The organism is Pseudomonas sp. L5B5, from assembly GCF_020520285.1.
Classification (GTDB): Bacteria; Pseudomonadota; Gammaproteobacteria; order Pseudomonadales; family Pseudomonadaceae; genus Aquipseudomonas.
Genome location: NZ_CP084742.1, coordinates 2,263,344 through 2,288,450 on the forward strand (window position 1 = coordinate 2,263,344; position 25,107 = coordinate 2,288,450).

General features: G+C 64.7%; 23 protein-coding genes and 2 pseudogenes. 8 read left to right on the forward strand and 17 right to left on the reverse strand.

Features of this window, described 5'->3' with window-relative positions:
* Nucleotides 1-58: 58 nt before the first annotated feature.
* The 3 genes and pseudogenes from LGQ10_RS31525 to LGQ10_RS10210 form a co-directional block, all read right to left on the reverse strand.
* Nucleotides 59-940 (reverse strand): methyl-accepting chemotaxis protein, encoded by an 882-nt coding sequence (locus tag LGQ10_RS31525; RefSeq protein ID WP_413247615.1) that lies wholly within the window; start codon nucleotides 938-940, stop codon nucleotides 59-61.
* Nucleotides 920-2,029: pseudogene (locus LGQ10_RS31530) on the reverse strand (HAMP domain-containing protein); the annotation flags it as partial. The gene LGQ10_RS31525 and the pseudogene LGQ10_RS31530, both read right to left, overlap by 21 nt.
* 187 nt (nucleotides 2,030-2,216) lie before the next feature.
* Nucleotides 2,217-2,978 (reverse strand): SDR family oxidoreductase, encoded by a 762-nt coding sequence (locus tag LGQ10_RS10210; protein WP_058434027.1) that lies wholly within the window; start codon nucleotides 2,976-2,978, stop codon nucleotides 2,217-2,219.
* A 235-nt stretch (nucleotides 2,979-3,213) separates the two neighbouring features.
* Here LGQ10_RS10210 and LGQ10_RS10215 point away from each other — a divergent pair, with 235 nt between their 5' ends.
* The gene (locus tag LGQ10_RS10215) at nucleotides 3,214-4,218 is read left to right on the forward strand and encodes an NADP-dependent oxidoreductase (protein WP_226525479.1); all 1,005 of its coding nucleotides are present in this window, start codon (nucleotides 3,214-3,216) and stop codon (nucleotides 4,216-4,218) included.
* A 55-nt stretch (nucleotides 4,219-4,273) separates the two neighbouring features.
* Here LGQ10_RS10215 and pyrF read toward each other — a convergent pair whose 3' ends face one another.
* Entirely contained in the window at nucleotides 4,274-4,975 is a 702-nt protein-coding gene (gene pyrF / locus LGQ10_RS10220) for an orotidine-5'-phosphate decarboxylase (RefSeq protein WP_058434025.1), read from the reverse strand.
* Nucleotides 4,976-5,269: 294 nt separating this feature from the next.
* Between pyrF and LGQ10_RS10225 the strand changes: the two genes are divergently transcribed.
* On the forward strand, nucleotides 5,270-6,031 hold the full coding sequence (locus LGQ10_RS10225) for a response regulator (protein ID WP_058434024.1): 762 nt from the start codon (nucleotides 5,270-5,272) through the stop codon (nucleotides 6,029-6,031).
* Nucleotides 6,031-7,080 (forward strand): sensor histidine kinase, encoded by a 1,050-nt coding sequence (locus LGQ10_RS10230; RefSeq protein ID WP_226525480.1) that lies wholly within the window; start codon nucleotides 6,031-6,033, stop codon nucleotides 7,078-7,080. The genes LGQ10_RS10225 and LGQ10_RS10230 overlap by 1 nt, the downstream gene beginning before the upstream one ends.
* A gap of 12 nt (nucleotides 7,081-7,092) precedes the next feature.
* On the opposite strand, the gene LGQ10_RS10235 is transcribed toward LGQ10_RS10230, so the two are convergent.
* The 10 genes from LGQ10_RS10235 to LGQ10_RS10280 all read right to left on the reverse strand — a co-directional run bounded on the left by LGQ10_RS10235 (nucleotide 7,093) and on the right by LGQ10_RS10280 (nucleotide 15,656).
* Nucleotides 7,093-8,145, reverse strand: a complete 1,053-nt coding sequence (locus LGQ10_RS10235; RefSeq protein WP_058434022.1) for an AI-2E family transporter — start codon at nucleotides 8,143-8,145, stop codon at nucleotides 7,093-7,095.
* A gap of 69 nt (nucleotides 8,146-8,214) precedes the next feature.
* A complete protein-coding gene (locus LGQ10_RS10240) occupies nucleotides 8,215-9,018 on the reverse strand; it encodes a DUF4892 domain-containing protein (RefSeq protein WP_226525481.1) in 804 nt (267 codons plus the stop codon).
* 8 nt (nucleotides 9,019-9,026) lie between these two features.
* The gene (locus tag LGQ10_RS10245) at nucleotides 9,027-9,686 is read right to left on the reverse strand and encodes a glutathione S-transferase family protein (RefSeq protein ID WP_226525482.1); all 660 of its coding nucleotides are present in this window, start codon (nucleotides 9,684-9,686) and stop codon (nucleotides 9,027-9,029) included.
* A gap of 50 nt (nucleotides 9,687-9,736) precedes the next feature.
* The gene (locus LGQ10_RS10250; RefSeq protein ID WP_058433751.1) at nucleotides 9,737-10,591 is read right to left on the reverse strand and encodes an alpha/beta hydrolase; all 855 of its coding nucleotides are present in this window, start codon (nucleotides 10,589-10,591) and stop codon (nucleotides 9,737-9,739) included.
* Nucleotides 10,588-11,394, reverse strand: coding sequence for an alpha/beta fold hydrolase (locus LGQ10_RS10255; RefSeq protein ID WP_226525483.1), 807 nt, complete (start codon nucleotides 11,392-11,394; stop codon nucleotides 10,588-10,590). Before LGQ10_RS10255 ends, LGQ10_RS10250 begins: the two co-directional genes overlap by 4 nt.
* Before the next feature lie 113 nt (nucleotides 11,395-11,507).
* On the reverse strand, nucleotides 11,508-11,951 hold the full coding sequence (locus LGQ10_RS10260) for a hotdog fold thioesterase (protein ID WP_058435581.1): 444 nt from the start codon (nucleotides 11,949-11,951) through the stop codon (nucleotides 11,508-11,510).
* Between the two features lie 30 nt (nucleotides 11,952-11,981).
* The gene (locus tag LGQ10_RS10265) at nucleotides 11,982-13,649 is read right to left on the reverse strand and encodes an AMP-binding protein (protein WP_058435582.1); all 1,668 of its coding nucleotides are present in this window, start codon (nucleotides 13,647-13,649) and stop codon (nucleotides 11,982-11,984) included.
* A gap of 169 nt (nucleotides 13,650-13,818) precedes the next feature.
* A complete protein-coding gene (gene sixA, locus LGQ10_RS10270) occupies nucleotides 13,819-14,268 on the reverse strand; it encodes a phosphohistidine phosphatase SixA (protein WP_058435583.1) in 450 nt (149 codons plus the stop codon).
* Nucleotides 14,265-14,612: a DUF4389 domain-containing protein gene (locus LGQ10_RS10275; protein ID WP_058435584.1), complete on the reverse strand. Its 348-nt coding sequence runs from the start codon at nucleotides 14,610-14,612 to the stop codon at nucleotides 14,265-14,267. Before LGQ10_RS10275 ends, sixA begins: the two co-directional genes overlap by 4 nt.
* A gap of 18 nt (nucleotides 14,613-14,630) precedes the next feature.
* The gene (locus tag LGQ10_RS10280) at nucleotides 14,631-15,656 is read right to left on the reverse strand and encodes an NAD(P)H-dependent glycerol-3-phosphate dehydrogenase (protein ID WP_058435585.1); all 1,026 of its coding nucleotides are present in this window, start codon (nucleotides 15,654-15,656) and stop codon (nucleotides 14,631-14,633) included.
* 195 nt (nucleotides 15,657-15,851) lie between these two features.
* On the opposite strand from LGQ10_RS10280, the gene LGQ10_RS10285 reads away from it, so the two are divergent.
* From LGQ10_RS10285 to fabB, 5 genes are all read left to right on the forward strand, one after another.
* Nucleotides 15,852-17,972, forward strand: a complete 2,121-nt coding sequence (locus tag LGQ10_RS10285) for a TonB-dependent receptor plug domain-containing protein (protein WP_319003948.1) — start codon at nucleotides 15,852-15,854, stop codon at nucleotides 17,970-17,972.
* Nucleotide 17,973: 1 nt separating this feature from the next.
* Nucleotides 17,974-18,888, forward strand: a complete 915-nt coding sequence (locus LGQ10_RS10290; protein WP_226525484.1) for an ABC transporter substrate-binding protein — start codon at nucleotides 17,974-17,976, stop codon at nucleotides 18,886-18,888.
* On the forward strand, nucleotides 18,885-20,786 hold the full coding sequence (locus LGQ10_RS10295; protein ID WP_058435198.1) for an ATP-binding protein: 1,902 nt from the start codon (nucleotides 18,885-18,887) through the stop codon (nucleotides 20,784-20,786). Before LGQ10_RS10290 ends, LGQ10_RS10295 begins: the two co-directional genes overlap by 4 nt.
* Nucleotides 20,787-21,034: 248 nt before the next feature.
* Nucleotides 21,035-21,550: a 3-hydroxyacyl-[acyl-carrier-protein] dehydratase FabA gene (gene fabA / locus LGQ10_RS10300; RefSeq protein WP_058435199.1), complete on the forward strand. Its 516-nt coding sequence runs from the start codon at nucleotides 21,035-21,037 to the stop codon at nucleotides 21,548-21,550.
* Between the two features lie 11 nt (nucleotides 21,551-21,561).
* Nucleotides 21,562-22,782, forward strand: coding sequence for a beta-ketoacyl-ACP synthase I (gene fabB, locus LGQ10_RS10305; protein WP_058435200.1), 1,221 nt, complete (start codon nucleotides 21,562-21,564; stop codon nucleotides 22,780-22,782).
* A 58-nt stretch (nucleotides 22,783-22,840) separates the two neighbouring features.
* Here the strand turns inward: fabB and LGQ10_RS31535 are convergent, their stop codons facing one another.
* From LGQ10_RS31535 to LGQ10_RS10315, 3 genes and pseudogenes are all read right to left on the reverse strand, one after another.
* Nucleotides 22,841-23,704: a methyl-accepting chemotaxis protein gene (locus tag LGQ10_RS31535; RefSeq protein ID WP_413247616.1), complete on the reverse strand. Its 864-nt coding sequence runs from the start codon at nucleotides 23,702-23,704 to the stop codon at nucleotides 22,841-22,843.
* A pseudogene (locus LGQ10_RS31540) lies at nucleotides 23,696-24,466 on the reverse strand (MCP four helix bundle domain-containing protein); the annotation flags it as partial. The pseudogene LGQ10_RS31540 and the gene LGQ10_RS31535, both read right to left, overlap by 9 nt.
* A gap of 139 nt (nucleotides 24,467-24,605) precedes the next feature.
* Nucleotides 24,606-25,070: a DUF3859 domain-containing protein gene (locus LGQ10_RS10315; RefSeq protein ID WP_226525486.1), complete on the reverse strand. Its 465-nt coding sequence runs from the start codon at nucleotides 25,068-25,070 to the stop codon at nucleotides 24,606-24,608.
* Nucleotides 25,071-25,107: the final 37 nt, after the last annotated feature.

The window sequence follows — 25,107 nt, forward strand, 5'->3', positions numbered from 1 at the left end:
CCTGCCATGCCCGGCCCCAGCGCCGGGCATGCTTGCTGCATTACCACCCTCCCCGCCGCTAGAGGCGGAAATGCCCCACCATCGATTTCAATTCGCCCCCCAGTTGCGCCAGCTCGATGCTCGAGGCGGCATTGCCTTGCATCGCCTGCGAAGACTGATCGGCACTGGCGCGAATGCTGGTGACACTGCGATTGATCTCCTCGGCCACCGAACTCTGCTGTTCGGCAGCGGCGGCGATCTGCTGGTTCATCTGCTGGATCAGCGACACAGCCACAGCGATGCTGCCCAAGGCACTTTCGGTCTGCAACGCATCGCTGACCGCCAGTTTCACCAGTTCACTGCTGCCCTGGATCTGCCGTACCGAAGCATCGGCGGCCGTGTGCAGGGTCGCCACCAGGCGGGCGATTTCCTCGGTGGATTGCTGGGTACGCTTGGCCAGGGCTCGCACTTCATCGGCCACCACCGCAAACCCCCTGCCCTGCTCGCCGGCCCTGGCGGCCTCGATGGCGGCATTGAGCGCCAACAGGTTGGTCTGATCGGCCACGCTCTTGATCACATCCAGCACGCTACCGATGTTGTCGATCTCCGCGCTCAGGCTCTGGATACCGTTGCTGGCCTGGCTCGCCGAGTCGGCCAACTGCTCGATCCGCTGCATGCTCTGGCGCACCACTTGCTGGCCGCTCTCGACCTTTTCATCCGCCGTCTGGGCCGCATGAGCCGCCTCTTCGGCATTGCGTGCCACATCATGGACCGTGGCGGTCATCTGGTTCATGGCGGTAGCCACTTGCTCGGTTTCCTCTTTCTGGGTGCTGACCTCGAGATTGGTCTGCTCGGTCACTGCCGACAGCGACTGCGCCGAGCTGGCCAGGCGCTCGATCCCCGATTGCAGGCCACTGACGATGCCGCTCAAGCCGCTGCCCATCTGCTGCATGGCCTGCATCAGCTGGCCGATCTCGTCACGTCGCGTCACCGTCACCCTGGCACTCAGGTCCCCGGCGGCAATCTGCTGGGCCACCTGCATCACACTGCGCAGCGGCCGGACGATCAAGCGGGTGATGCTCAGCGCCGCGAGCAGCCCTACCAGTAGCGCCAGGGCCGACGAGGCGAGGATCAACAGCGAGTTTTTCTTCAGCTCCCCCTGCATCGACAAGTCCTGGGCGACATAAGCCTGGTCGACCTGCTTCATCACCTGGGCGGCACGCTCACGCAATTGTTGGTAGACCTGTTTTTCCCGGGCCAGGAGGCCGGTGTACTCGTTGAGCTTTTCGCTGAAGTTGCCGATGTGCCCCGAGACCTCGTTGAGCACCGTCTGGTAACCGGCATCCTTGACGCTCGCCTTCAGTTGCTCGACCAGGACCAGGGCCTGGTCGGCCTGCTCGATCCTGCCTTGCTCGGCCGGCTCCTGGTCACCACTCCTGCGGCTCTGGTCCAGGCGCACCCGTGCCTCGTTCATGGCTTGCAGCATCAAGCGCGAGACCTGGCTGATCTGGTTGGCCTGTTCGATGAACTCGGCGCCCTCCTTGCCCTGGGAGTCTTTCAGGGTATAGGCGCCATCGTCGGCCAGGCCGGCCTGCAGCACGTCGAGGTTGTTGGCCACGCTGGACACCGACCAACTGGCCATCTCCAGCGCCAGGTCCTTGGCCTGGGTCAGCTCGACGAACTCATCGAAAGCCTGGCGATAGCCCGCCAGTGCCCCGTCGACTTGGCCCATGGCCACCTGGTTGCCCGGGGATCGCTCTTCGAGCTGCCGGGCCAGGGCCAGCAATGCGTCCAGGCTTTCGCGCAGGCTGTCGACACTCTGGCTGTCGCCATGCAACGCGTAGTCCTGTTCCAGCAACCGGACCTTGAGTACACCGCTGTTGAGCTGCGACATGCGCTTGAGCCCATCGAAGCGCTGGCTGACGGTTTGCAGGGACCAGACGCCGATGGCGGCCACCAGGGCCGTCAACAGCAATACCAGGGTAAAACCGATTCCCAGTTTCCTGGCCATGCCCAGGTTGGCAAAGCGTCCACTTGCGACCGTCGTCATGCTGCGAACTCCCCTCAAGTCCCCAATGGCTACAGGGCCATGGTTTTTTTCGAAGGGTCGCAACGGCCTGTACCGACGCACAAGCCTCTGGTGTCGCAATAGTGGCAAAAACGCTGGTACAGGTCGCTTTCAGGACGCTGGAGGTCGATTCCATCCGCCTGTCAGGCCGCCAGGCAGATGGCCGCACTCAGATGGCCGTGGCACCGCCATCGATGGCCAGCGCCTGGCCGGTGGTAAAGGCGGCCCCGTCGCTGCACAGGTAGAGCACCGCACTGGCGATCTCCTCGACCTTGCCGATGCGTCCCACCGGGTGCATGGCCGCGGCGAACTCGGCCTTCCTGGGGTCCGCCTCATAGGCACGGCGGAACATGTCGGTATCGATCACCGCCGGGCACACGGCATTGACCCGGATCTTCTTCTTGGCGTACTCGATGGCCGCCGACTTGGTCAGGCCGATCACCGCGTGCTTGGACGCAGCGTAGATGCTCATCTTCGGTGCCGCCCCCAGGCCCGCTACCGATGCGGTGTTGACGATGGCCCCACCGCCCTGGGCCAGCAGCAACGGCAGCTGGTACTTCATGCACAGCCACACACCCTTGACGTTGACCCCCATGATGGCGTCGAACTCATCCAGCGAGCCATCGGCCAGCCGCCCCTTCTCGATCTCGATCCCGGCATTGTTGAACGCGTAGTCCAGGCGACCGTAGGCCTGGAGGGTGCGCGCCATGAGCTGCTGCACATCCGCTTCCAGGGTGACGTTGCAGGGTATGAACAGCGCCTCGCCTCCCGCCTCGCGAATCAGCGCCACGGTGCCTTCGCCCCCGGCCACGTCCAGGTCCGCCACCACCACCTTCAGGCCCGCCGCGGCGAACGCCAGGGCCGTGGCCCGGCCAATCCCGTTGGCCGCGCCAGTCACCAGGGCCACCTGGCCGGAAAACGTCATGCTCATGCAAAGATCCTCAATCCAGTACGGGCCCAATACCCGGGGCCATCTAGCCACAGGGCAGCGGCGCCGGGGCAGCACTATCAGGTGTCCATCTGCCACGGCATGCGTTGCGGTGATGAAGGCCCCCTAAGCTCATCACGGCACTGGATCGCAGCTCATTCGCTGGACAGGCGATCCTTGCGGCGCCCGGCCCGAGGGTCTATCAACTAGGGTTTCATCCAGCCCTCGAGAGCCTGTCATGACCACCCTCACCAACCGCCAGTTCCTGCTCGCCAAACGCCCTGTCGGCGCGGCTACCCGCGACACCTTCACCTACCAGCAGAGTGCCCTGGCCGAGCCCGGCACCGGGCAGATCCAGGTGAAGAACGAGTACCTGTCCCTGGACCCGGCCATGCGTGGCTGGATGAACGAAGGCAAGTCCTATATCGCGCCGGTGGGAATCGGCGAAGTCATGCGGGCCCTGGGAGTGGGCCAGGTCACCGCCTCCAACCATCCGGATTTCGCCGTCGGCGACTACGTCAATGGCGCCCTGGGGGTGCAGGACTACTTCGTTGGCGAGCCACGGGGTTTCTACAAGGTCGACCCTCGGCTGGCGCCCTTGCCACGCTACCTGTCCGCGCTGGGGATGACCGGCATGACGGCCTACTTTGCCCTGCTGGATGTCGGCGCGCCCAAGGCCGGCGACACCGTGGTGCTGTCCGGGGCGGCGGGTGCGGTGGGCAGCATTGCCGGGCAGATTGCCAAGCTCAAGGGCTGCCGGGTGGTGGGGATCGCTGGTGGCCAGGACAAATGCCGTTTTCTCATCGATGAACTGGGGTTCGATGGCGCCATCGACTACAAGAACGAGGACGTCCACGCCGGCCTCAAGCGCGAGTGCCCGAAGGGGGTCGATGTGTATTTCGACAACGTTGGTGGCGACATTCTCGATGCCGTGCTCGGTCGCCTGAACCTCAAGGCCCGGGTGGTGATCTGCGGGGCCATCAGCCAGTACAACAACAAGGAGGCGGTCAAGGGCCCGGCCAACTACCTGTCGCTGCTGGTCAATCGTGCGCGCATGGAGGGTTTCGTGGTGATGGACTACGCCGCGCAGTTCGCCGCCGCCGGGCAGGAAATGGCCGGCTGGATGGCCAATGGGCAGCTCAAGAGCAAGGAGGACATCGTCGAGGGGCTCGAGACGTTCCCGGAGACCCTGATGAAGCTGTTCAGTGGCGAGAACTTCGGCAAGCTGGTGCTCAAGGTCTGAAGCGAACCAGCCCCGGAACCGGGGCTGGTGCAGGGAGCGAAAGGCTCCCGGGGCCTTACAGGGCCAGTTCGGCCACGACGTCGGCCAGCGCCTTGGCCGGGTCGGCGGCCTGGCTGATGGGGCGACCGATCACCAGGTAATCGGAACCGGCATCCAGGGCCTGGCGTGGGGTCAGGATCCGCCGCTGGTCATCCTGGGCGCTGCCCGCCGGGCGGATCCCCGGGGTCACCAGTTGCAGGGACGGATGGGCGCTCTTGAGCGCCTGGGCTTCCAGGGCCGAGCACACCAGGCCATCCATGCCGGCCTTTTGCGCAAGGGCCGCCAGGCGCAGCACCTGCTCCTGGGGCTCGATGTCCAGGCCGATGCCGGCCAGGTCCTCACGCTCCATGCTGGTGAGCACGGTCACGCCGATCAGCAGCGGCTGGGGGCCGCTGCGCTTGTCCAGCTCCTCACGGCAGGCCGCCATCATGCGCAGGCCTCCGGAGCAGTGCACATTGACCATCCAGACGCCCATTTGCGCAGCTGCCTTGACCGCCATGGCGGTGGTGTTGGGAATGTCATGAAACTTCAGGTCCAGGAACACTTCGAAACCCTTGTCGCGCAAGGTCCCGACAATCTCGGCGGCGCAGCTGGTGAACAGCTCCTTGCCGACCTTGACCCGACACAGTTTCGGGTCCAGTTGATCGGCCAGTTTCAGTGCGGCGTCACGGGTGGGGAAATCCAGGGCGACGATGATAGGTGTCTGGCAGGCGGACATGAAAAGGCTCTCAGGCAAGTCGAAATCGGCGCGGATTGTAGCGCAAGCCGGGCCGGTCCGGGACCCGATGCAAGGCGATTCGTCTGCAACACCACGCCAGGCCGACGATCAGGTGGCGCAATGTATCAACACCGATACACGGACGACACGCCAGCAACACCCCCCGCCGCTACCCTCGCCAGCCGCAACACCCATGAACAGCACTTCCAGCCCCCGGGCCGGACGCCTATGCTGAAGCCATAACCTCGCCGTCGCCGCCCGGCCGCCGGCAGCCTACCTGGCAGATGACCGCCCATGCACAACACCCCATTCCCCAGTGAAGACAGCAAAGCCCCGGTCAATGGCGACGACAAGCGCTGGACCACCCGGGCCCTGATCGTCGACGACGATGTGCCGATCCGCGAACTGCTGATCGGCTACCTGGAGCGTTTCAACATCCACGCCAGTGGTGTCACCGATGGCACAGCCATGCGCCAGGCCCTGCAGGCCGAGCATTTCGACGTGGTGGTGCTCGACCTGATGCTGCCCGGCGAAGATGGACTGTCCCTGTGCCGCTGGCTGCGCAACGAATCGGACATCCCGATCCTGATGCTCACCGCCCGCTGCGAACCCACCGACCGCATCATCGGCCTGGAGCTGGGGGCCGACGACTACATGGCCAAGCCGTTCGAGCCTCGGGAACTGGTCGCACGCATCCAGACCATCCTGCGCAGGGTGCGCGACGACCGCAGCGAACAACGGGCCAGCATCCGCTTCGACAACTGGCGCCTGAACAGCGTCCTGCGCCAGTTGATCTCCACCGACGGCCTGGTCGTGCCCCTGTCCAATGCCGAATTCCGCCTGCTCTGGGTGTTCCTCGAGCGCCCGCGCCGGGTGCTCAGTCGCGAGCAACTGCTGGACGCTGCCCGTGGACGCTCCATCGAAGCCTTCGATCGCAGTATCGACCTCCTGGTCTCGCGCCTGCGGCAAAAACTTGGCGATGACCCGAAATCACCGCAGCTGATCAAGACCGTGCGTGGCGAAGGCTACCTGTTCGACGCCCGGGACATCGGCTGATGCGGGGGCGCTTCGATACGCTGTTCGGCCGCCTGTTCGGGGTCTTGCTGATCGCGATCGTGCTCGCCCACCTGCTGGCATTCTTCTGGTTCCAGCACTACGGCCCACCGCGCCCGCCGCCACCGCCGCCCACTGCGACGGCCTTCGACAATGGCCTGCCTCCCGGTCCACCCCCTCACTTCCCCCGGCGGCCACGGCACTGGTTCAGCGGCCCCCTGGTGCCCCTGACCTTCCAGTTCATTTCGCTGATCATTGCGGCCTGGTACGGCGCCAAGCTGCTATCACGTCCCATCCAGCGCCTGAGCGATGCCGCCGAACGGCTCAGCGAGAACCTCGACAGCCCGCCCCTGGAAGAACTCGGGCCCCATGAAGCACGGCAAGCGGCCAGTACCTTCAACCAGATGCAGAAGCGCATACGCGAACAGGTCCAGCAGCGCGGGCGCATGCTCGGCGCGGTCTCCCACGACCTGCGCACGCCACTGTCACGCCTGAAGTTGCGCCTGGAACAGATCGAGGACAGCAAGTTGCAGGGGCAGATGCGCCAGGACCTGGACGACATGATCAAGATGCTCGACGCCACCCTCAGCTACCTGCACGAACAGCGCACCAGCGAAATGTGGCAGTTGATGGACGTGCAGGCGCTGGTGGAATCGATGTGCGAGAACGCCCAGGACCAGGGCGCCGATGCGCAAGCCCTGGGCCATTGCGCACCGCTGCTGGTGCAACCCATGGCCCTGCAGTCGTGCCTGAACAACCTGCTGGACAACGCCCTGCGTTATGCCGGCCACGCGACCCTGGCCCTGGAAGACAACCGCGAACACCTGCTGATCAGGGTCATCGACCACGGCCCGGGCATTGCCGCCGACAAGCGTGAGGCGGTGTTCGAGCCATTCTTTCGCCTGGAAGGTTCGCGCAACCGCAACTCCGGTGGCGTCGGCCTGGGCATGACCATCGCCCGCGAGGCCGCAGAACGCACAGGTGGCCAACTGCTGCTCGAGCAAACCCCGGGCGGTGGCCTGACCGCAGTCCTGCGCCTGCCGCGCCCCTGAGGATCCGCCGCCTCAGCGAGGCTCCTGGTTGCGTGCCTGGCTGGCGCTCCAGTCCAGCAGCAGGCTGTAGGCCACCGCCAGCAAGGTCGGGCCGATGAACAACCCGATGAAACCGAAGGCGATCAGGCCTCCGAAGACCCCCAGCAGCACGATCACCAGCGGCAGGTTGCCGCCGCGGCTGATCAGGTAGGGCTTGAGCACGTTGTCCACGCCACTGATGATGAAAGTGCCCCAGATCCCGAGGAACACCGCCATGCCGTACTCGCCCTTCCAGGCGAGCCAGGCTGTGGCCGGGATCCACACCAGCGGCGGGCCCATGGGAATCAGGCTGAGCAGGAAGGTGACGATCCCCAGCACCAGTGCCCCGGGCACCCCGGCAATGATGAAGCCGATCAATGCCAGCAGGCCTTGGGCCGCCGCCGTACCGATCACCCCGTTGACCACCCGCTGCACCGTGCCGGCCACCAGGTCGATGTAATAGCCGGCGCGATCGCCGATCAGCCGCTCCAGCAGCTTGTGCACGAACAGCGCAAGGCGAGGGCCGTCACGGTAGAAGAAGAACACGAAGACAATACTCAGCGTCAGCTCCAGGATGCCCCCGCCCACCTGGGCGCTGCGCGCCAGCAACCAGTTGCCCACCTGCCCCAGGTACGGCTTGACCGTCACCATCAGCGCCGCGCCCTGCTCATCGATGCTGTTCCACAGGCCGACCAGGCGCTCACCCACCAACGGCAGGCCACCCAGCCAGGCTGGCGCCTCGGGCAAGCCGTCGACCTGGACATCCTTGATGAATGCCGTGGCGTCGCGCACATGGTCCGCCAGGTTGAGGCCGAGCCAGACCAGCGGCGCCGCCACCAGCAGCATCCAGCCCAGGGTCAGCAAGCCAGCGGCGAGGGACTCGCGGCCATTGAGCCAGCGGGTCAGCAGACGCATCAGCGGCCAGCTGGCAAATGCCAGCACCGCGCCCCAGAACAGGGCCGACCAGAAAGGCGCCATCACCCAGAAGCTGGCACCGAACAGCACCAGGAGCAGGATCTGCACCAGCAGGCGATCGTTATTGGGCATGAAATGTCTCGCGCAAGAATAACCAGTGAAGAGTAGGCGAACCCGCGGGCGCGGGTCGCCTATGAAAGCTTAACGCAGCAGTTCGAAATGCAGGCCGGTGGCTTCGGTGTCGCCGGTTTCCATTCGCGTGGCACGCACGCCCTGGCCGATCAGCGCCTGGCGCCAGGCTTCGGCCTGCTGGCCGGAAAGACTGACCCGCAAGGTGGTATCCAGGTTCAATCCGCGAGACAGCAAGGTGAGCCACGCAGGTTGCGGTGCGACCAGGTTGGCCAGGTCCAGCCGACCGGTGTCCTTCAACTGCCGGAGCAGGGTCGCGGACGTGGGCAGCAGCTCCCCCAGGGGGGCAGCGGCGTCGAATTGTTCCACATGCAGGTAGGCCCGACGATTGCCCCGGGTGATGCTGTACAGGGCCACCAGAGAGTTGTCCTGGGGCGCTGCCAGGCGCAGCAGCAGGTAGGCCTGCTGCTCGTCGGCGCCGTACAGCTTGGCATTGCCGAACACTTCGTTGGCCCACAGGCTGCTCTCGCCGCAATCGCGGGCCTGGCACCAGAACAACAGCTCGGCGCCCTGCTTCTGCAAGGCCTCGCGGGCCAGGGTGAAAGCCTCGTTGGAGGTGCGCTCGGCCGGCAACTGGTAGGTGATGGCGGTGAGCTTGCCACGGGCATTGACCTGGCCGTCGAAACGCAACTGGCCGCTGATCTTGCGGATCGCCCCCATGGGGTAGATCCGCTCCTGTTCCACCGCGGGGCGGTAGTCGACGATCTGGGCATCGGTCAGGCGAGGCACCAGGGGCAGGTCCTGGCTACCCGGAAGATCGGCAGCACAGGCCAGCACACTGGTCAGGGACAGGCCCAGGAGGATGAGTGAACGCATCGGGGCCCTCATCGGATCAGCATGGCCTGGGCGCCCTTGACGACGCTGGCGTCGTCACTGCGTTGCGGAACCTGCAAGCCGCGCTGGACCGCAGGCCGGGCCTCCATGGCCGCCATCCAGCGCTGCAGGGCTACCAGCCCCTGCACCGAGACGCCCGACCATTCATGGCCGCGCACCCAGGGGAAGGTGGCGATGTCGGCAATGCTGTAGTCCCCGGCCAGGTATTCGACCTGCTGCAAGCGGGTGTCGAGGACTTCGTACAGGCGCCGGGTCTCGTGCTGGTAACGGTCGATGGCGCCCTGCAGCTTTTGCGGGAAGTAGCGGAAGAACACGTTGGCCTGGCCTTGCATGGGGCCGATGCCGCCCATCTGGAACATCAGCCATTGCATGACCTGCGAGCGCCCCTTGGGATCGCTGGGCAGCAGGCGACCGGTGCGCTCGGCCAGGTACACCAGGATCGCACCGGATTCGAAGACCGGGAAATCGCCATTGTCGCGGTCGACGATGGCCGGAATACGCCCATTGGGATTGATCTTGAGGAACGCCGGCGCCTTCTGTTCCTGCTTGTCGAAACTCAGGGCATGCACGGTATAGGGCAGGCCGAGCTCTTCAAGGAGGATGGAAACCTTGTGGCCATTGGGGGTCGCAGCGGTGTACAGATCTATCATGGTTGTCTCCCATTTCAACCCGCCAAGCCTCGACAGTTGACCGGGTCAAGTCAAGGAACGGCGAAAAACCGATTGAAACAGTCTGCGACAAAAGCGGCACCGGCCTCATCGTTCAGATGCAAGTGGTGCCCGCCCGGCAGCTGTTCAAGGGAGAAGGGTAGACGCTGCAGCAACTCCTCGTGCCTGGCCAGCATGCCATCGGCCGCCACCACCAGTTTTGTCGGGCAGGCAACCCGCTGGACGAAGGACATGGCCTGCTCCTCGGTCAGGCGCAAGGGCGAGGCCAGCGTCAGGCGACTGTCGCTGCGCCAGGTGTAGCCCCCGGCCACCGGCATCAAGCCACGTTGCGCCAGCAGCTCGGCAGCCTCCCGGCTGACCGCCACCAGGCCCTTCATCCGTGCCTCGACCGCCCGCTCCAGGGTGCTGTAGACCGGCTTGCGCTTGTCCTGCAAGGCCAGTTGCGCCTGCAGGGCCATGCCCAGGCGCTCGGCAGCCCCGTCGCCGCTGGCGGTGGGCGGAATGACTCCGTCGATCAGCGCCAGGTGGCTGACTCGCCCGGGCATGGCCGCCGCCAGCACCAGGGACACGATGGCTCCCAGTGAATGGCCCATCAGGGCAAAACGCGACCAGCCGAGCTGTTCGGCCACCTGCAGCACGTCGTAGACGTAGTCCCACAAGGCATATCCCGCTCCCGCCGGGCGATGCCCCGAGTGCCCGTGGCCGGCCAGGTCCAGGGCCAGGATGCGCAGGCCCTGGAGCCTGGGGGCCAGGCGCGCGAAGCTGTTGGCATTGTCCAGCCAGCCATGCAGGGCGATCACCGGCAAGCCGTCCTCGGGACCGAACAGATGGGCCGCCAACTCGATATGCGGCAGGTTCAGCCGCACTTCTTCCACGCCCGGGCTCATGCAAGGCTCCGCTGCTGGCCATGCTCCCAGCGGTTGAACAGGTCCTTGAGCAAGGCTGCGGTGGCCTGGGGCCGTTCCAGGGGAAACATGTGGCCGCCCGGCATGGTCAGCGACACGCCCTGGGGCATGCGGCCCACAGCGCTGGTGTGGTGACGCATCACCACCCTGCTCTGCTGGCCGCGCACCACCGCCAGGGGCACCTTGAGCTGGCGGGCACTGCCGGGGCTGGTGTGCGGCACGCCGCGATAGATGCTGATCTCCGTGGCCGGGTCGAAGCGCAGGCGCAGGTGATCGCCCACCTGCTGCAGGCCATGCAGCAGGTAGGCATCAAGGCAATCCGGATCGAAGGCGCGGAACAGGGTCTTGCGCGAAAAGTAATGGCGGGCCGACTCGATATCGGTGAATTCCTCACGCCGGCCCAGGGTGCGGCCGGCCGGAGTCAGGCGGTCGATGAAACCAAAGCGCTTGGCGGCGCGGATCACCCACTGGTCGGCCCGGGTCAGCACGGGCGAGTCGAGCATCACCACGCCCCGGTACAGCTCCGGACACCGCAGCGCCGCATGCAGGTGCAGAACCCCGCCCAATGAGTGCCCGACGCCCCAGACCGGCTGGGACTGCTGCTGCAGGTGATGGATCAGTTCATCCACCAGGCTGCGCCAGTTGTCGTCCACCGGAAAACGCGGGTCATGGGCATGCTGCTGCAGATGGGCGACCTCGAACTCCGGCGCCAGGGCAGCGAACAACTTGCCGTAGGTCCCTGAGGGAAACCCGTTGGCGTGAGCGAAAAACACCTGTTGCGACATACCGACTCATCCATTCACCAGATCAACGGCGATTGTCCGCAAGGGTCGGCACCAGGGCAATGACCGTAACGAACAGGAATACTGACACCCGGGGCCGACCCACACCTGGCGCCTCAGGCAGCCGGCGGGGTCTGCCCCAGCGGCACCACCGCCATGGTCAGGCGCGACACGCAGCTGGCCTTGCCCTCGTCGCTGCTCAGGCGGATATCCCAGACATGGGTGGTCCGGCCAATATGGATTGCCCTGGCCACGGCCGTGACCCGGCCGCTGCGCAGGCCCCGCAGGTGATTGGCATTGATCTCCAGGCCCACGCAATAGAACTTGCTGGCATCGATGCACAGGTAGCTGGCCATGGAGCCGACCGTTTCGGCCAGCACCACCGAAGCCCCGCCATGCAACAGGCCGTAGGGCTGGTGGGTGCGATGGTCGATGACCATGCTGGCCGTCAGCGACTGCTCGTCAAAGGACTCGAAGCGGATGTCGAGCACTTCGCCGATGGTGTTCTTCTGGAGCGCGTTCAGTTGCTCGAGGTTCGGGGGGGTACGCCATTGACTCATCACCGCGTCCTTCTTGTAGGTTGTTGTCGCTCAATCCTGCCACAGCACAACGTCCTCGCGCTCGCTCCAGGCCTGGAAACTGCCGCCATAGGTGGATTCGATCACATTGCGCTTGATCTTCAGGGTCGGGGTCAGGAAACCGTTCTCCACCGCCCAGATGCCCTTGACCACCACCAGGCGATGCAGGCGCTCGTGCTTGTCCAGGCGACCATTGACCTGGGCCAGGAGGTTTTCCAGGCTGCTGTGCAGCCCCTCGCGGGCACTGCCCCCCGCCTCCCGCTGGCCAGCCTCCGACAGCACGCACAGGCCCAGGGGGGCGCTCAGGCCATCGCCGACCACGCACACCTGCTCGATGTGCGCATGCTCGGCCAGGCGAATCTCGATGGGCGCAGGGGCCACGTACTTGCCCTTGCTGGTCTTGAAAATTTCCTTCAGCCGGCCGGTCAGGCGCAGGTTGCCGGCGCTGTCCTGCTCGCCCTTGTCGCCGGTGCGCAGGAAGCCGTCCGCAGTGATGGTCTCGGCAGTCCTGTCCGGGTCCTTGTAGTAACCCTGGGTCACCGCAGCGCTGCGAACCTGGACCTCGCCGTCCCCATCGATACGCACCTCGACCCCCGGGCAGGGCCGGCCGATCCAGCCCGGCCTGTATTCCCCGGAACGGCCGATGTGGGAATACCCGCAGTTCTCGGTCATGCCGTAGACCTCCAGTACGTCCAGGCCCAGGCGCTGGTACCAGTGCAACAGGGCCCCGGGCACCGGCGCGGCTCCGGACAGCGCCACCCGCAGTGCGTCCAGCCCCAGCCCTGCCAGGACCTTCTTGCCGACGCGCTTGCCGATCAGCGGCAGCCCCAGGAGGACGTCCAGGCGCTTGGCCGACATCTTGCCGTAGACCCCCATCTGGAACTTGGTCCAGATTCGCGGCACGCCGAACATCGCCGTGGGCCGTGCCCGCCGCAGGTCGGCCAGGAAGGTGTCGAGGTTCTCGGCAAAAAACACCGTTTGCCCGGTGTAGATCGCCGCCATCTCGACGAACATGCGCTCGGCCACATGACACAGTGGCAGGTAGGACAACAGACGATCACCAGGGCCCAGGCGAAACAGTTCGACCCCGCCGCTGGCGGCGAAGCCCAGGTTGGCGAAGCTGTGCATCACGCCCTTGGGCGAGCCGGTGGTGCCGGAGGTATAGATGATGGTGGCCAGTTGGTCGGCCGGTGGACAGGGGCTGTCCGCCAAAGGCTGGCACGCCTGCAACTCGTCCCAGCTGAAATCGAACCTCGCCTCGGGCGCCAGCGGCAGGCCGATGGTGGGCAGTCCGGGCCTGACGCCCGGGGCCATCTGTGGCCAGTCATCGAGCTTGCCGATGAACGCCAGGACCGATTCGGAGTGATCCAGCACCTGGGCCACCGACTCGGCCGTGAGGTTGGGGTACAGCGGCACCGAGACATGCCCGGCCATCCAGATCGCCAGGTCGGCGATGATCCAGTGGGCGGAGTTCTTGCCGATGATCGCTACATGGCTGCCTGCCGGCAGCTGCCGCTCCCGCAACCACTGGGCGGCCCGTCGAGCCTGCTGGCCGACCTGGGCCCAGCTCAGCTCCTGTACCTGCCCTCCCGCGCTGGGCTGGACCATGAAACGCTGGTGGGGATGACGAGCTTCACGCTCGTAGAACACTTGCAACGGCAAACTGAAAGCAGCAGACATGACTCGCTCCTTTGTTTTTGTTGTGTTCGGGAACAGCCTCTGACCAACCAAGCACTTGCTCGGTCGACTATTCCACGCACAAAGGAGCGCTGCAAGTTAAGAAATGTAGCCGGCGCAACCACCCGCGATCCGGCGATCGAGCCCGTGGGCCCGGTCGCCGCCAAGGGCGTCAGGGGTGACTGACACGCACCAGGGTCAAGGATCCGGCCAATGGCCAGTCGCCCTGCAGCTCCGCCAGGCTGGCGGTGTCCATGGCTTGCGGGTCACGCAGGTGACCGTGTTGCAACAGGCCGATCAGGCTGCCCACCAGGGGTTGATGGCTGACTAGCAGCAGGTTCTGGGCACTGTCCAGTTGCTCCAGTGCCTTGAGCGGATTGGTGTCAGGCGTGAGCCAGGACACCGTGCGCACGTCCCCTGCGAAACCCAGGGCCTCGCGTACCAGGTCCGCCGTCTGCTGGGCCCGGACATACGGGCTGGCGACGATCCCGTCGATGGGCTGACCGATCAACCGTGCGGCGCTGGCCAATACCTGCTGGCGGCCGTGGGCGGTGAGGTTGCGTTCGGCATCGGTCGCCGCATGGGCTTCGGCCTGGCCATGACGCAGTATCCACAGCCTCACAGCTTGGGCTCCTCGTCACGCACCGGGTGCGGCGCTGGTGGCACGCTATGGGGCGCCTCGCCTTCGGGCGGCCGGGGTGTCGGCCAGTCACCGAACGGCCAGGGCTTGTGTTCGGTGTGGAAGCTGCCGAAGCGACCGATTTGTGCCAGGAACTGGCTCAAGCTATCGCCAAAGTTCATCAGGCCGGCGTTCGGCGCACCGTAGACCAGCCGATAGATCAGCTGTACCACCACCAGTGTGCCAAGGAGGAATTGCGCCACCTGCCACACCAGCGCGAACACCAGCATCCACAGGACCCGCAGCAGCAGGGATTGGTACTTGGCTTCGGAATTCATATCGTTCATGTCTGGCTCCTGTACCGCTCAGTTGAATCCGCTGGTGGAAATGAAGTCGACGTCGGTCTTCGGTTCGCCGCGCATCAGCAGCTCGATCACCTGGTTCAGCGTCCGGCCTTCGAACAGAATCGCGTGCAAACCGGCCACCAGCGGCATGTAGACGCCCAGTTCCTGGGCCTTGGCCTTGAGTACCTTGAGGGTATTGACGCCCTCCGCCACCTCGCCCAGACGGCTTACAGCCTCATCCAGGCTCAGGCCCTGGCCCAGGGCAAAACCCACCTGGTAATTGCGGCTCTTGGGCGAGGAGCAGGTGACAATCAGGTCGCCGACCCCGGCCAGGCCGAGGAAGGTCATGGGATTGGCGCCCTGGCTCACGGCAAAGCGGGTCATCTCCGCCAGGGCCCGGGTAATCAGCATGCTCTTGGTGTTTTCCCCCATGCCCAGGGCCACCGCCATGCCGGCGATGATCGCGTAGACGTTCTTCAGGGCCCCGCCCAGTTCGACGCCGAAGCGATCGGCACTGGCGTAGACCCGGAAGGTACGGCCATGCAGCACGTCCTGGACCTGCTGGCACAGTTGCTCGTCCTCGCTGGCCACCACCGTGGCCGTCAGCGCGTGCTCGGCCACTTCACGCGCCAGGTTGGGACCGGAGAGCACCCCGATTCGCGCCTGGGGCGCAATGTCCTCGAGGATCTGGCTCATCAGCTTGAACGTCTGGGCCTCGATACCCTTGGTCAGGCTGACCAGCATCTTGCCGCTGAGCAACTGCGCATGGGGAGCGAGCACCGCACGCAGGGCACTGGAGGGCAAGGCGACGAAGCACAGGTCGCTGTCGTCAAGAGTGGCCAGCAGGTCGGTGACCGGCTCCACCGCAGGGTGGATCTTGATGCCCTTGAGATAACGCGGATTCTCGCGATTGAGCCGAATGGCCTCGGCCTGCTCGGGATCACGCATCCACTGCCGCACCGGCTGACCGTTCTCGGCCAGCAAGTTGGCCACGGCGGTACCGAAACTTCCGCCTCCCAGGACCGCAATAGGGCGCTGTTGTGTCATATGCAATCCGTTTTCCATAAGCAGTGGCGATGGCGGCATTATACGGGGCAGCCATTCCATCACCAGCCCCGGCAGCCACCCGGGCGATCTGTCGCCAACCCGCGCGGGGGCTTGATGGATGTCGGGCCTGTTGACTGGAAAACTCGACCGTCTCGGTTAACATGCGCGCCATCTCCCAAGATTCAAGGCTGCGCCGTGCCCGCTGGTCCCTCTCCCCTTCGCCTGTCACTGCTGCTGGGCACGCTGTTCGGCCATTCAGTGCTGGCCGACGACCTGTTCGTGGACAACGCAGCGTTGCCCCAGGTGTTGACCGCGACCCGGCTGAAACAATCTCCCGCCGCAGTGCCGGGCAGCATGACCGTGCTCGACAGCGAGCTGATCAAGGCCAGCGGTGCACGGGACATCAGCGAGCTGCTGCGCCTGGTACCGGGGATGATGGTTGGCGCCATCAGCGGCAACCAGGCCACGGTCAACTACCACGGCACCAATGCCAGCGAAGCCCGGCGCATGCAGGTGCTGATCGACGGCCGGTCGGTGTACCGCGCCGGGCTGGCCACCGTGGACTGGAGCGACATCCCGGTGGCCATGGAGGACATCGAGCGCATCGAGGTGTTCCGCGGCCCCAATACCGTCAGCTACGGCGCCAATGCATTGATGGCCGTGGTCAATATCATTACTCGCTCGCCGGCCACCAGCCATGGCACGCGCGTCAAGGTGACCCGCGGCCAGCGTGGCATCGCCGACTGGTACGCCAGCCAGGGCATCGGCTGGGACGGCGGCGACCTGCGCCTGTCGCTCTCGGGACAGCAGGACGACGGTTTCGACGAGCGCCTGGACGGTTCGGACTATCGCGACAGCCGGCGCCTGAATCGCATCAGCCTCTCGGTCAGCCAGATGCTCGACGAACGCCAGAGCATCGATTGGCAGTTCAATGCCAAGGAAGGCAGCAACCAGCGGCCATATACCTACAAGCCGGTGTTCTCGGGCATCAGCCAGAACGGCTACAACTCCGACGTGATCGCCAAGGACTACGCCGGCTCCCTGCGCTGGAACCTGGACCTGGACCCGGGACACAGCCTCTATGTACAGGGCTCGGCCCAGCACTGGGACCGGCAGCAGACCTGGAGAGCCTGCGATGCGGCCCTGTCCTTCAGCCCCGAGCTGACTCGCCTGTGGCAGCTCAACCCGAACTACACCGAGCGCCTGGCACGCAACATCGCCAGTTATTCGAAGGCACCGGCCGGTTCCCCGGACGAAGAAGCACTGGCGGGGAAAGTCCTTGAGCAATGGAACAAGGAAGGTGGGAGCAAGCCCGTCTGCGGCAATATCGACCAGAGCGCCCGGGAAACTCGCTACGACCTGGAAATACAGGACACCCTGAGCCTGGCCGACAATCTGCGGCTGGTCAGCGGCATGAACTATCGTTACGACCGCGCCGACTCCGAGACCTACTTCAACGGCGTGCTGGACGACACCACCTGGCGCCTGTTCGGCCAGCTGGAGTGGCGGGCCAGCGAACACTGGCTGGTCCAGGGCGGTGCCATGTACGAGGACACAGAGCTGGGCGGCCACTCCCTGACCCCGCGAATCGCGGTCAACTACCTGATCACCCCCCGCCACGGGCTGCGAGCGGTGTACTCGGAGGCTATCCGGTCACCAGACATGTTCGAGAACAACGTCAACTGGAGCTACCGGGTCACCGGCCTGAGCGCCCCGGTCTACGGCCAGGATGGCGCCCAGTACTTCGTCAGGACCCGTGGTCCCGGCAACCTCGACCAGGAGCGCATGCGCTCACGCGAGCTGGGCTACAACGGCTATTTCGTCGACCAGGCGCTGAACCTCGACATCAAGCTGTTCTATGACGAAATCAGCCAGATGGTCAGCGAGCCACTGCGCAACAACCAGTACGTGGCCAGCAACAGCAACTCGGCGCGCTTCACCGGCAGCGAAAGCCAGCTGGACTGGCACCTGAGCCGCGCCGATCGCCTGCGCCTGACCTACGCCTACGTCCATGCCCGGGCCAGCAATCCCCTGGACCAGCGCTTGAGCGCCAGCAACAGCGGTTCGGCCGGCTGGCTGCGCAACTGGGGCCAGGGCTGGTCGAGCGCGCTCTTCTACTATGGGGACAACGCCCTCAACGGCTATCGCTTCCAGCGGGTCGATACCCGCGTCGCCAAGCGCCTGCCCCTGGGCAAGGCCAGCCTGGAACTGGCGGGCACCCTGCAACAACGGCTCGACCATGAGCCCACCACGTTCGCCGACAACCGCTACGACTCACGGCACACGCTCTATTTCAGCGCGGAGCTGGAGTTCTAGCATGGCCAGTTCCCGCAAGGGCGTGGGTCGACTCGGCTGGGGCCTGCTCCTGCTGGGACTGCTGCTGTGCGCGCCATTGCGGGCGGCCGACATCCTCCTGACCGCCAACGAAGACAACGAAGGGGTGCGCAACTTCACCCGAGACCTGGCCGACTTGCGCCCCCGGGACCAAGTGCGCTTCGTGCCCCTGGGGCAACTGCCCGCGCCAGGCCAACTGCCCGCGACCACCCGCCTGGTGCTGCTGGACCCGCAGAGTCTCGACTGGCGCCTGCAAGAACCACAAGGCCCGGCGACCCTGGTGTTGCGCATCAGTCGCCTGCAGGCCGCCCAGCGCCTGCCGGGCACACCACAGCCCAGGCTCAGCCTGTTGTGGAGCGATCCACCGATGGCGCGCCAGCTGCGCCTGATCCGCAGCGTCCTGCCCCAGGTCCGCCGCGTGGGCGTGCTGTACAGCCAGGACAGCCGCTTCCTGCTCGATGAAGTGCGTGAAGCGGCGCGCTCCCTGGGCCTGGAGATCGTCGCCGAGCCCTGGGACAGCACCGGTGACAGCCGCCCGTTGCATGAGGTGCTGCGCGACAGCGAAGTCCTGCTGGGGCTGGACGACCCCAGCCTGTACAACCCCAGGACCGTCAAGAACCTGCTGCTCAGCAGCTACGCCCGGCAACAGGCCCTGATCGGGCCCAACGCCGGGTTCGTCAGGGCCGGCAGCCTGGCCAGCACCTACAGCGACCAGCAGGACTGGCTGCAGACTCTCGACCAGCTGCTCGACCAGCCTGTGGCCCGCTGGCCGCGCACGCTGTACCCGACAGCCTTCAAAGTACTGAGCAATCCACAGGTGGCACGCTCCCTGGGCATCGAGGAAATCGACCCCGAGGCCGTTGCGCGCCAGTTGAGCGAAGGAGAGAAACGCCCATGACATTGCGTCGCCGTTGGGACATCCACGCCCGCACCCAGCTCATCAGCCTCGGTCCTGCCTTGCTCCTGACGCTGTTGCTGATCAGCTTCTTCACCTTCGTGCGCATCCAAGACTTGCACCAGGAGCAGGATCACACCGGCCAACTGATCGCCAACCAGCTGGCCCCCGCCACCGAGTACGGCTTGATCTCCGGCAACAACGAAGGACTGGAAAGCCTGCTGCAGGCGACGCTGACCACGCCCCACGTGCATTTTGTCGAAGTGCAGGACAGCGCCAACAACATCCTGGTGTATGTCGAACAACCCTCGGCCAGCCGCGATCATGCGCAGCAGATCAAGGTGTTCCAGGCCCCGGTGCGGCTGCAGCGCATCCAGGTGCACAACGACTTCCTGCAGGAGGCACCGGGCAGCCTGGCCAGCCAGGGCGACGGCTACCTGGGGCGGGTGATCGTCGGCATGTCCAACGATGCCTTCAGCCAGCGCCAGCAGGAAATCGTCCTCAAGGCCGGCATCCTCGCCCTGTTCGCCCTGCTCTTCACCTACCTGCTGGCCCGACGCCTGGCCGCCGGCCTGGCCCAACCGATCAGCGCCATGAGCAACGCGGTCAAGGCGATCCAGGAGGGCGATTTCAAGACGCCACTGCCCATCGTCGATGACGGCGAACTGGGCAACCTGGCCCGGCATATCAACAACCTCGCGGCCGGCCTCGAACTGGCCAGCCGCGAGCAGCAGCAGGCCATGTCGCAACTGATCCAGACCCGGGAAGAGGCGGAACGGGCGAACAAGGCCAAGTCGGACTTTCTGGCGATGATGAGCCACGAACTGCGCACCCCGATGAATGGCGTGCTGGGCATGCTGCAGTTGCTGGAAACCACCGAGATGACCCGCGAACAGAGCGAGTACGCCGCGCTGGCTTCGGAGTCCACCGAACACCTGCTCAAGGTGATCAACGACATCCTCGATTTCTCCCGCATCGAACGTTCGGCCCTGGAGCTGGAACACATCCCGTTCAACCTGTCCGAACTGATCGGCAGCTCGGCCCAGGCCTTCCAGCACACCGCCCTGCAGCGCGGCCTGGACCTGAGGCTGCGGATTCCGCCAGGGATGGAGTCGCTGCAGGTCAAGGGCGACCCGACACGGATCCGCCAGATCCTGGTCAACCTGATCGGCAACGCGCTGAAGTTCACCGAGCAAGGCAGCGTCACCGTCGAGTCGCAGTGGCAGACCCTGGATCATGAGCTGCTGTGGTTCACCTGCTCGGTGCGCGACAGCGGCATCGGCATCAATCCGGCGAGCCTGGAATCGATGTTCGACGCCTTCCAGCAGGCCGACAGCTCGATTTCCCGGCGCTATGGCGGCACCGGGCTGGGCTTGCCCATCGCTCGGACCCTGGCCGAGCGCATGGGCGGCACCCTGCGCGCCCAAAGCGAGGAAGGCCACGGATCGGTATTCACCCTGGAGATCCCGCTGGCGTTGTTCCAACAGAGCCTGCCGGTGCTCGCCCCGCGGGTCAGCACGACGGCGCATCAGGGCGAAGGCCGCAACGTGCTGCTGGTGGAGGACAATCCGGTGAACCAGACCGTGATCCAGGCCATGCTGCGCAGCCTGGGCTTCAGCGTGAGCATCGTGACCGATGGCGTCCAGGCGGTGCGCAGCGCCGAAAGCCTGATTTTCGAAGCGATCCTGATGGATTGCCGGTTGCCGCTGGTCGACGGCTACGAAGCCACCCGACAGATCCGGCAATTGCCCGGTTGTGCCGATCTGCCCATCATCGCGCTGACCGCCAACGCCTTGCAGGGCGACCGTGAAGCCTGTCTCGCGGCGGGCATGAACGACTATCTGGCGAAACCTTTCAAGCGGGCGGATCTGCAGCAAATTCTCCAACGTTGGGTGCAGTAGCAGGCTATTTTCAAACATCTGCGACTGGCGTGGCGGGCGAAAGTGCGGCAGTCTTAGGCACCCGATGGGGCCCCGAAAAGGCCCTCGAAAAAAATTTCAGTGCACAAGTGTACATTCATGCCCTTTGCGCTGTGACTTTCACTACAACGCAATAGTCTATGAGTAGGCTGCCGGCTCGAGGCATGAACGCTTCGATCGGCTGGGAAGATTTGCCCAACCCTGCCGCACGGGACTATTGAGGAGCTCGCATGACCAAACAAAACGCCTTTACTCGGGAAGACCTGCTGCGCTGCAGTCGCGGTGAGCTGTTCGGCCCAGGTAATGCGCAACTGCCCGCCGGTAACATGCTGATGATCGATCGCATCACCCATATCAGCGGCGAAGGCGGCAAGTACGGCAAAGGTGAGTTGGTCGCCGAGCTGGATATCACTCCAGACCTGTGGTTTTTCGCCTGCCACTTCGAAGGCGATCCGGTCATGCCAGGTTGCCTGGGCCTGGATGCCATGTGGCAGCTGGTGGGTTTCTACCTGGGCTGGCAAGGCCTGCCAGGCCGCGGCCGTGCACTGGGTTCGGGAGAAGTCAAATTCTTCGGCCAGGTCCTGCCAACGGCCAAGAAGGTCACCTACAACATTCATATCAAGCGCGTCCTGAAGGGCAAGCTGAACCTGGCCATCGCCGATGGTTCGGTCAGCGTCGACGGCAAGGAAATCTACACTGCCGAAGGCCTGCGGGTCGGCGTGTTCACCTCCACTGACAATTTTTAAGGGTTATCCGCATGCGCCGCGTCGTTATCACTGGTCTGGGCATCGTTTCGTGCCTGGGCAATGACAAAGAGACCGTCTCCGCTAACCTGCGTGCAAGTCGCCCTGGCATCCGCTTCAACCCGGAATATGCCGAAATGGGTCTGCGTAGCCAGGTTTCCGGCTCCATCGACCTGAACCTCGAAGAACTGATCGATCGCAAGATCTATCGTTTCGTCGGCCACGCGGCAGCTTATGCGTACCTGGCGATGAAAGACGCCATTGCCGACTCCGGCCTGACCGAAGAGCAAGTGTCCAACCCGCGTACCGGCCTGATCGCCGGCTCCGGCGGTGCCTCGACCCTGAACCAGATGGAAGCGCTGGACATCCTGCGCGAGAAAGGCGTGAAGCGTGTTGGCCCGTACCGCGTCACCCGGACCATGAGCAGCACTGTTTCCGCCTGCCTGGCCACCCCGTTCAAGATCAAGGGCCTGAACTACTCCATCGCGTCGGCCTGCGCCACTAGCGCCCACTGCATCGGGACTGCCATGGAGCAGATCCAGATGGGCAAGCAGGACATCGTCTTCGCTGGCGGCGGTGAAGAAGAACACTGGACCCAGTCGTTCCTGTTCGACGCCATGGGCGCCCTGTCCACCCAGTACAACGAAACTCCGGAAAAGGCCTCCCGCGCCTATGACGCCAAGCGTGACGGCTTCGTCATCGCCGGCGGTGGCGGTATGGTGGTGGTCGAGGAGCTGGAACACGCCCTGGCCCGTGGCGCCAAGATCTACGCGGAAATCGTCGGCTACGGCGCCACTTCCGATGGCTACGACATGGTGGCTCCAAGTGGCGAAGGCGCGATCCGCTGCATGCAGATGGCCATGTCCACCGTCGACACCCCGATCGACTACCTGAACACCCACGGCACTTCGACGCCGGTTGGCGACGTCGCCGAAATGAAAGGCGTACGTGAAGTGTTTGCCGACAAGGCGCCGGCCATCAGCTCCACCAAGAGCCTGTCGGGTCACTCCCTGGGCGCCGCCGGCGTTCACGAAGCGATCTACTGCATGCTGATGATGGAAGGCAACTTCATGGCCGGCTCGGCCAACGTCGACGAACTGGATCCGGAAGTGGCCGACATGCCGATCCTGACCAAGACCCGCGAAGACGCCACCATCAACACCGTGATGAGCAACAGCTTCGGCTTCGGTGGCACCAACGCCACCCTGGTGCTGAAGCGCTGGCAGGGCAAGTAAGCCCCGCCGCTCTCCTGAAAAAGCCCCGACTGGTTCGGGGCTTTTTCTTGCCTGCGATCTACACCGAGAAACGCGCCACCATGGTGTTCAGGTCCACCGCCAGGCGCGACAGTTCCTGGCTGGCGGCGCTGGTCTGGTTGGCGCCCGCCGAGGTCTGGTGGGCCAGGTCGCGGATGTTCATCAGGTTGCGGTCCACCTCTCGCGCCACCGCCGCCTGCTGCTCCGAGGCGCTCGCAATGACTATGTTGCGCTCGTTGATCTCGGTGAATGCCGAGGCAATCTCCTCAAGGGCCTGGCCGGCCGCCTTGGCCACCTCCAGGGTCGAGCGAGCACGGGTATTGCTCTGCTGCATGGCGTTTACCGCCTGGTCGGTGCCCTGCTGGATTCCACCGATCATCTGCTCGATCTCCTGGGTCGACTGCTGGGTCCGGTGGGCCAGTGCCCTTACTTCATCGGCCACCACGGCAAAACCACGCCCGGCATCCCCTGCCCGCGCCGCCTCGATGGCTGCGTTCAGGGCCAGGAGATTGGTCTGCTCGGCGATGGCGCGGATCACTTCCAATACCTTGCTGATGCCATAGACTTTCTGCGCCAGGTCTTCGACCTGGCCAGCATTGGCGGTCACATCCTGTGCCAGCGACTCGATGGACAGCACCGTCTGCTGCACCTGCTCGCGCCCATGCTGGGCGATCCGGTCGGACTCCCGGGAAGCCTGGGACGTGGCCACGGCATTGCTGGCCACCTCCTCCACCGCCGCCGTCATCTGGTTCACCGCCGTGGCCGCCTGCTCGATTTCCTGGCTCTGCTGATGCAGGCCGCGGGTCGCATCCTCGGTGACGCTGCTGAGTTCTTCCGAGGCCGAGGCCAACTGGCTGGAGGAATCGGAAATCCGCTTGATGGTTTCCCGTAGGCTGTGCTGCATGGCCTTGAGCGCCTGCAGCAGGCGGGCCGGCTCATCCTTGCCGATCACCTTGATATCGCCCGTCAGGTCGCCCCCGGCCACCACCTCGGCCACGCTCAGCGATTGCGCCAGCGGCAGGACGATACTGCGCGTCAGCAGGAGGGCCAGGCCGATGGTCACCAGTGCCGCGACCACGATCATGACCACCACCCATATCCGCGACTTGCTGAACACCGCCTTGGCCAGGTCCGTGGCCTGGGTGGCACTCTGCTTGTTCAACTCCACCAGCTCGTGCAGCGTGGTGGCCATCTCGTCGGCCAACTGGTTCATCTCGCCGTTGACGACCTTGACCCCCTCCTCCACCTGGTTCTGGCTGGAGTACGCCATGACCTGGGCCTGACGCTCCAGGTACTGCTTCTCTATGGACTTGAAGCGGTCGAACAGCACACGCTCCTGGGGCAGCACGATCAGCGACTCATAACGGCCCTGGGCAATACTCAGGCCCTTCTTGATGTCGTTGATCTTGCCTTCGTTCTGGACAATTGCCTGCGGGGCGCGGTTGATCAGCAGGCGCAGGGTCAGGGCACGGATCCGCAACAGGTCCTGGCTCATGTCGCCGACGGACATGACACTGGGCAGCCAGTTGCTCTCCACTTCGTCCGATTGCTGGCGCATGTTGGCCATTTGCATCAGGGCGAACGCCCCGAGGATAAACACCATGAGCGCCAGCAAACCAAAACCCAGGCTTGCGCGTGGCGCAATATTGAGACTTCTGAGACTCATTCCTTTGGCTCCTTCCTAGAGCGCTGCAAGACCTTGCAGCAGGGTGCTCTTAGACGGTATCGGGCCGGAAGGAATTTGCGTAAGACGAAAAAGTGATATCAAAACGCCCAAGCACTTCGATACCTGGGCGTAAAACGATTCAGCGCACGGAAAATCGCTGTTCTGCCAACAAACGGTCGCCCTGGAACACCATGAAGTGCCATTCACCCGGGACGATTTCATGGTTTTCGGTGAATTCGTAGGCCATCACATCCTGGGGCGCATTGGGCACCAGTTTCTGGGTGACCTCGAGTTTGTCATGGCGCACCCCGTCCGGCGTGCGGATGCCGGGTGTCAGGTACAACAGGGTCAGGGGCTGGCCATCGGCAACCTTGCCCTGCAACTGGTAGCGCATGCCGAACTTGGTGCCCAGCCTGGCCGGCACCACGGAGGTCTGCTGGATCTTCTCGTTGCTGCGGCGCAGTATCCGCTCCCCGGACTGCAGCTCGGCCTTGGGTCCTTCGAACAAGCCGTACTCCACGGCGCCTTCGACGCGGACCTCGGCGCAGGCCAGGCCGCTGAAGATCATCAGCGCCGCCAGGACGCTTGAACGAGTGAGATGCATATCGCGCTCCTTGTTTGAGATGGCGCGAGCTTATGAA